This is a genomic window from Nonomuraea sp. NPDC052116 (genome assembly GCF_040680035.1).
GTDB classification, from domain to species: Bacteria; Actinomycetota; Actinomycetes; order Streptosporangiales; family Streptosporangiaceae; genus Nonomuraea; species Nonomuraea angiospora_A.
Window position 1 is genome coordinate 399,266 of record NZ_JBFAWA010000008.1, and the last position, 7,595, is coordinate 406,860.

Genomic DNA, 7,595 nt, shown 5'->3' on the forward strand with positions numbered 1-7,595 from the left:
GTGAAGACCGCTGTCGAGGAGCTCAGCCCGACCCGGGTCAAGCTCACTGTCGAGGTGCCGTTCGACGAGCTGCGCCCGAGCATGGATGCGGCGTACAAGAAGGTCGCGCAGCAGGTGCGCGTCCCCGGGTTCCGGCCTGGCAAGGTTCCGGCCCGCATCATCGAGCAGCGCTTCGGCCGGGCGGTAGTGCTGGAGGAGACCCTCAACGACGCGGTGCCCAAGCTGTACGGCAAGGCCGTCGACGAGGTCGACGTGTTCCCGGTCGCGCAGCCCGACATCGAGGTCACGAAGATCGAGGACGGCGAGCAGATCGAGTTCACCGCCGAGGTCGACATCCGGCCCAACTTCGAGGTGCCCGACTACCAGGGCCTCGAGGTCACGGTCGACTCCGCCGAGGTTTCCGACGAGGACGTCGACGCCCAACTCGACTCCCTGCGCCAGCGTTTCGCGACGCTGACCGGCGTCGAGCGCGCGGCCGCCAACGGCGACTTCGTCGTCATGGACCTGCGCGCCGAGATCGACGGCGACAACATCGAGGAGCAGCAGGCCAGCGAGGTCTCCTACGAGGTCGGCGCCGGCTCCGTGCTCCAGGGCCTCGACGCCGCGCTCGAGGGCATGTCCGCGGGCGAGGAGAAGAGCTTCAAGACCGAGCTCGTCGGCGGCGAGAACGCCGGCGACGAGGCCGACGTGATCATCAGCGTCAAGTCGGTCAAGGAGAAGGTCCTGCCCGAGCTCGACGACGAGTTCGCCCAGCTCGCCAGCGAGTTCGACACGCTCGACGAGCTCAAGACCAGCATCCGCGAGCAGGCCCGCCGCAACAAGCTGATCGACCAGGTCGTGCAGTCCCGCGAGAAGGCCCTCGACACGCTGCTGGAGCAGATCGACATCCCGCTGCCGGACAGCGCCCTCAAGGCCGAGGTCGACGCCCGCAAGCACAACCTCGACCACCAGATCGCCGAGAGCGGCCTGAGCCGCGACGCCTTCTTCCGTCTCTACCAGACGACGGAGGAGGAGCGCTTCGCCGAGTTCGACACCAACTCCGCCCGCGCGATCAAGGTCGGCTTCGTGCTCGACAAGATCGTCAAGGCCGAGGAGCTGGGCGTCTCCGAGCAGGAGCTGACCAACTTCGTCGTGCGCCGCGCCATGGAGATGGGCGTGCAGCCCAACGAGCTGGCCAAGCACCTCGCCGACAACGACCAGCTCACGCTGGCCATGGTCGAGATCGTGCGCGACAAGGCCAAGTCGGTGCTCGGCGACGCCGCCAAGGTCGTCGACACCGAGGGCAACGAGGTGGACCTCAAGGCGATCTACGCCGAGATCAACGGCCAGGAGGTCGTGGAGGAAGAGGCCGCCGCCGAGGACGAGCCCGCCGGGGAGAAGTCCGAGGCGTAACCGCCTTCCGCTCTTTCCGAAGCCCCCGAACCGTCCGGTTCGGGGGCTTCGGCCTTTCCGGGGGAGCTGCCGAAGAAAGCGTGCAGGCCGTGTAAGGCCCTCAGAAGGCTCGTGGGCACCCGGAGGGCTTCTACGGGCCTCTGGGTGCCGGACCCAGAGCCGGCAGGCCGTGCGCGGCTCTTCAGGGAGCCACGCCGCAGAAGGGCGTGCTGAACCTGCGCCGTCAGCGAACAGTACGGGGACCGGGCATGAGCTGTGCGCGGCGCGCGTTAAGGTCACAAGCAAAGCCAATCGATTACGACGCATCGGAAGGTGACGCTGTGACCAGCCCGCCGACCTTCTATCAGCCTGAGTCGCGAGGCCGTGAGAACGGCTCGTCCTTCCGGCTTGAGGACCAGCTTTACCAGCGCCTGCTGCGGGAGCGCATCATCGTGCTCGGGCAGGAGGTCAACGACGAGATCGCCAACCGCATCTGCGCCGAACTCCTGCTGCTCGCGGCCGACGACCCCGACCGTGACATCACGCTCTACATCAACTCGCCGGGTGGCTCGGTGAGCGCTGGCATGGCCATCTACGACATGATGGAATACGTACCGAACGACGTTTCCACGGTTGTGATGGGCATGGCCGCTTCGATGGGGCAGTTCTTGCTCACCGCGGGCACCAAGGGCAAGCGATATGGCCTGCCCCACGCCCGGGTCATGATGCACCAGCCGTCTGGAGGCATCGGCGGCACCGCGGCCGACATCGCCATCCAGGCCGAGCAGATGCTCTATGTGAAGAAGACACTGGCCGAGCGGATCGCCCACCACACGGGCCAGCCGCTGGAGCAGATCGAGGCCGATTCCGACCGCGACCGCTGGTTCACGGCCGAGGAAGCCAAGGATTACGGCTTCATCGACCACGTGGTCCGCAGTGCGCGGCAGGTGCCCTCACAGGGCCCGGTCTCCTAAGGGGGAGCAGAGAAGTGAACATCCAGAGCCGCTACGTTCTCCCCTCCTTCGTCGAGCGCACGTCATATGGCGTGAAGGAGATGAACCCGTATAACAAGCTCTTCGAGGACCGCATCATCTTCCTCGGAGTGCAGATCGACGACGCGTCGGCCAACGACGTGATGGCCCAGCTGCTGACGCTGGAATCGCTCGACCCCGACCGTGACATCAGCATCTACATCAACTCGCCGGGTGGCTCCTTCACCGCCATGACGGCGATCTACGACACGATGCAGTTCGTCCGGCCGGAGATCCAGACCGTCTGCCTGGGCCAGGCAGCCTCGGCCGCGGCCGTGCTGCTGGCCGGCGGCACCCCGGGCAAGCGATTCGCGCTGCCCAACGCCCGGGTGCTGATCCACCAGCCGTCCACCGAGGGTGGCGGCCAGGGCAGCGACATCGAGATCCAGGCCCGCGAGATCCTTCGCATGCGAAACCTCCTCGAGGACATCGTGGCGAGGCACTCCGGGAAGACCGCCGCCCAAGTCCGCAAGGACATCGAACGCGACAAAATTCTCAACGCGGACGAGGCAAAGGCGTATGGTCTGATCGACGACATCATCCCGTCCAGGAAGAAGCGCGCTCAGGCCGTGGCTTCCTAGACGGGACGTGAAGCACCGGAGCGCTGCCCAATAGGGCACGTTCCGGTGCGACTCGCCGCTAGGGGGCTCACTGAGGGCCCAGAAGACGGTAACGTCGAAACCTGAGCGGTTCGGCCAAGTCCGGAGGATGTCCGGAGACACTGCTCTCGCAGGAGCAGGGCGGTCCCACGCAAAGGAGTATCTGGGGTGGCACGCATCGGCGACGGGGGAGACCTGCTGAAGTGCTCTTTCTGTGGAAAGAGTCAGAAGCAAGTCAAGAAGCTCATTGCCGGTCCAGGCGTCTACATCTGCGATGAGTGCATCGATCTCTGCAACGAGATCATCGAGGAGGAGCTCTCGGAGTCCTCCGAGCTCAAGTGGGACAACCTGCCCAAGCCGAGGGAGATCTACGAGTTCCTCGACGCCTATGTCATCGGTCAGGACAAGGCGAAGAAGGCCCTCTCGGTGGCGGTCTACAACCACTACAAGCGGGTGCAGTCGGGCGACCGGGGCAGAGACGACGGCCTCGAGCTGGCCAAGAGCAACATCCTGCTGCTCGGGCCGACCGGTTCGGGCAAGACGCTGCTGGCGCAGACCCTGGCGAAGATGCTCAACGTACCGTTCGCCATCGCCGACGCCACCGCGCTGACCGAGGCGGGATACGTCGGCGAGGATGTGGAGAACATCCTCCTCAAGCTCATCCAGGCCGCCGACTACGACGTCAAGAAGGCCGAGACCGGCATCATCTACATCGACGAGGTCGACAAGATCGCTCGTAAGAGCGAAAACCCGTCGATCACGCGCGACGTCTCCGGTGAGGGCGTGCAGCAGGCGCTGCTGAAGATCCTGGAGGGCACCACGGCGAGCGTGCCCCCGCAGGGCGGCCGCAAGCACCCGCACCAGGAGTTCATCCAGATCGACACCACCAACGTGCTGTTCATCTGTGGCGGCGCGTTCGCCGGTCTGGAAAAGATCATCGAGTCGCGCATCGGCAAGAAGGGCATCGGCTTCAACGCCATCATCCGCTCGAAGGAAGAGGTCGACACGGCCGACATCTTCGGCGACGTGATGCCCGAGGACCTGCTGAAGTTCGGCATGATCCCCGAGTTCGTCGGGCGTCTGCCCGTCATCACCTCGGTGCACAACCTCGACCGCGAGGCGCTCATCCAGATCCTCACCGAGCCGCGCAACGCGCTGGTCAAGCAGTACCGCAAGCTGCTCGAGCTCGACGGGGTGGAGCTGGAGTTCACCGACGGCGCCCTCGAGGCCATCGCCGACCAGGCCATCCTGCGCGGCACCGGCGCCCGCGGGCTGCGCGCGATCCTGGAGGAAGTGCTCCAGTCGGTGATGTACGAAGTGCCGTCGCGCCAAGACGTGGCCCGCGTCGTCATCACCCGCGAGTCCGTCCTCGAACACGCCATCCCGACGCTCGTACCCCGCGACCAGCTTGCCGCCAAGCAGCAGCGCACGCCGCGGGAAAAGTCGGCCTGATCCCACAAACCACGGCAAGCGCCCCGGCGGAGTCGATCCCTGGGGCGTTTTGCTTTCCCACCTTCCCTAGAATTGGTCACCGTGACAACGCCAGAGCTGCCCACCCAGTACACCCCGGCCGACGTCGAGACCCGGAGCTATGAGCGCTGGGTATCCCAGGGGTACTTCACCGCCGACCCGGGCAGCTCGCGCGTGCCGTACAGCATCGTCCTGCCCCCGCCCAACGTGACGGGCGTCCTGCACATCGGCCACGCGCTCGACCACTCCATCCAGGACGCGCTGACGCGGCGCGCCCGCATGCAGGGGCGCGAGACCCTCTGGCTGCCGGGCATGGACCACGCCGGCATCGCCACCCAGAACGTCGTCGAGCGCGAGCTGGCCAAGGAGGGCAAGTCGCGGCACGACCTCGGGCGCGAGGCGTTCGTCGAGCGGGTCTGGGAGTGGAAGGAGGAGTCCGGCGGCCGGATCCTCGGCCAGATGCGCAAGCTCGGTGACGGCGTCGACTGGTCGCGCGAGCGGTTCACGATGGACACCGGGCTCTCCCGGGCCGTGCAGACGATCTTCAAGAAGCTGTTCGACGACGGGCTGATCTACCGCGCCGAGCGGATCATCAACTGGTGCCCGCGCTGCCTGACCGCGCTCTCCGACATCGAGGTGGAGCACAGCGAGGACGAGGGCGAGCTGGTCTCGATCCGCTACTCCGACGACATCGTGGTGGCCACCACGCGCGCCGAGACGATGCTCGGCGACACGGCCGTGGCCGTCCACCCCTCTGACGAGCGCTACGCGCACCTGGTCGGCACGATGGTGGAGCTGCCGCTCACCGGGCGCATGATCCCCGTGGTCGCCGACGAGCACGTCGACCCTGCCTTCGGCACCGGCGCGGTCAAGGTGACCCCCGCCCACGACCCCAACGACTTCGAGATCGGACGGCGTCACTCGCTGCCGTCGATCACCGTCATGGACGAGCGCGGTGTCATCACCGCGCACGGGCCCTTCCTGGGGCTCGACCGCTTCGAGGCCAGGCCCGCCGTCGTCGCCGCGCTGCGCGCCGAGGGCCGCATCGTCGCCGAGAAGCGCCCCTATCTCCACTCGGTCGGCCACTGCTCGCGCTGCAAGACCGTGGTCGAGCCCAGGCTGTCGCTGCAGTGGTTCGTCAACGTCGGGCCGCTGGCCAAGGAGGCGGGCGACGCCGTCCGCGACGGCCGCACCCGCATCCACCCGCCGGAGCTGGCCAAGCGCTACTTCGACTGGGTCGACGACATGCACGACTGGTGCATCTCCCGGCAGCTCTGGTGGGGGCACCGCATTCCGGTCTGGTACGGGCCGGACGGCGAGGTCGTGTGCGTGGGCCCCGACGAGGAGCCGCCGGCCGGCTACACGCAGGACTCCGACGTCCTCGACACGTGGTTCTCCTCGGCGCTGTGGCCGTTCTCGACGCTCGGCTGGCCGGACACGACGCCCGAGCTGCAGCGCTTCTACCCGACCTCCGTGCTGGTCACCGGATACGACATCCTGTTCTTCTGGGTAGCCAGGATGATGATGTTCGGGCTCTACGCCATGGACGGCGAGCCGCCGTTCCGTGTGGTCGCGCTGCACGGCATGGTCCGCGACCAGTACGGCAAGAAGATGTCCAAGTCGTTCGGCAACGTGGTCGATCCGCTCGACTGGATCGAACGCTTCGGCGCCGACGCCACCCGCTTCACCCTGCTGCGCGGGGCCAACCCCGGCGCCGACGTCGCGGTGAGCGAGGAGTGGGCGGCCGGGTCCCGTAACTTCTGCAACAAGATCTGGAACGCCACCAGGTTCGCCCTGATGAACGGCGCGGCCGTGGGATCGCTGGAAGGGGCCGAGCTGACGGCGGCCGACCGGTGGATCCTGTCGCGCCTGCAGTCCGTGGTGGCGACCGCCGACGCGGCCTTCGAGGACTACGAGTTCGCCAAGGCGTCCGACCTGCTCTACCACTTCGCGTGGGACGAGGTCTGCGACTGGTACCTGGAGCTGGCCAAGATCCAGCTCGGCGAAGGGCTCGAACACACTCGGCTGGTGCTCGGCCACGTGCTCGACGCGTTGCTGCGGCTGATGCATCCGCTCGTGCCGTTCGTGACCGAGGAGCTCTGGCGGGCCGTGACGGGCGGCGAGTCGATCGTGGCGGCCCCGTGGCCGGAGGTTGACGCCCGCTTCACCGACGCTGCGGCAGAGGCGGAGATCGGGGCGTTGCAGGAGCTGGTGACGGAGGTCCGCAGGTTCCGCTCGGATCAAGGGCTCAAGCCGGGCCAGAAGGTCGCCGCCCGGCTCGGGCTGGCGGGCACCGCGCTCGTCGGCCAGGAGAGCGCGATCCGGGCGCTGCTGCGCCTCACGGAGCCGGCGGAGTCGTTCAGCGCCACGGCGAGCTTCACGGTGGGCGGGGTGACCGTGGAGATCGACACCGCGGGCGCCATCGACGTCGTGGCCGAGCGCAAGCGCCTGGAGAAGGACCTGGCGGTCGCCCGCAAGGAGGCCGCGCAGGTGGCCGCCAAGCTGGGCAACGAGCAGTTCATGGCCAAGGCGCCGGATGACGTGGTCACCAAGGTCAGGAGCCGTGCCGAGCAGGCCGCCGCGGACATCGAGCGGCTCGAGGCACAGCTCGCCGGGCTCGGGGTTTGAACCATACGAACGCGGGGAAGGTCCATTCGTTACCTAAGATGGACCTTCGACGCCGTCGGGGCTGCTAGAGTTTTCAACGTAGGGCGGTTGCCCTGACACCCCTTCTGATCTACCCCCGGTTTCGGGCGGTTCCAGCCGCACGGTTGGACAAGCGCCGAAAGTTGGAGTAAGTTAGCAGGGTTGCCTCGAAGAGAGGCAAGTCCGGAAGCTACCGGATCGGGCGGTTTGACAAGGATCGTCCGGATCTGCTAGACTGAAGGAAATGAAATGTGCGCCTCCGCACTAGGGTCTAAGCCAAGATCTTGGTGGGGATGTACGCGTCCGTTTCTTGAGAACTCAACAGTGTGTTAAAAGCCAGTGCATGAGATACACATGCATATCCCCGTCATTTATGACGGAAATTGCTTGGATTCACAATCCAAACGGTAGACATTGTTTGGAGAGTTTGATCCTGGCTCAGGACGAACGCTGGCGGCGTGCTTAACACATGCAAGTC

Annotated in this window: 5 protein-coding genes and 1 rRNA gene; all 6 read left to right on the forward strand. The window is 66.4% G+C overall.

Annotated features, from left to right (window positions below; translation table 11 throughout):
- Positions 1-1,392, forward strand: coding sequence for a trigger factor (gene tig, locus AB0L65_RS18510; RefSeq protein WP_364246640.1), 1,392 nt, complete (start codon positions 1-3; stop codon positions 1,390-1,392).
- 320 nt (positions 1,393-1,712) lie between these two features.
- Complete coding sequence (locus tag AB0L65_RS18515; RefSeq protein WP_185078200.1) at positions 1,713-2,345, forward strand: ATP-dependent Clp protease proteolytic subunit; 633 nt, start codon at positions 1,713-1,715, stop codon at positions 2,343-2,345.
- Positions 2,346-2,359: 14 nt separating this feature from the next.
- A complete protein-coding gene (locus tag AB0L65_RS18520; protein ID WP_192786903.1) occupies positions 2,360-2,983 on the forward strand; it encodes an ATP-dependent Clp protease proteolytic subunit in 624 nt (207 codons plus the stop codon).
- A 186-nt stretch (positions 2,984-3,169) separates the two neighbouring features.
- Entirely contained in the window at positions 3,170-4,453 is a 1,284-nt protein-coding gene (gene clpX, locus AB0L65_RS18525; protein WP_185067261.1) for an ATP-dependent Clp protease ATP-binding subunit ClpX, read from the forward strand.
- An 81-nt stretch (positions 4,454-4,534) separates the two neighbouring features.
- Positions 4,535-7,099: a valine--tRNA ligase gene (locus AB0L65_RS18530; RefSeq protein WP_364246643.1), complete on the forward strand. Its 2,565-nt coding sequence runs from the start codon at positions 4,535-4,537 to the stop codon at positions 7,097-7,099.
- Positions 7,100-7,532: 433 nt separating this feature from the next.
- Positions 7,533-7,595 (forward strand): 16S ribosomal RNA (locus AB0L65_RS18535); the annotation flags it as partial.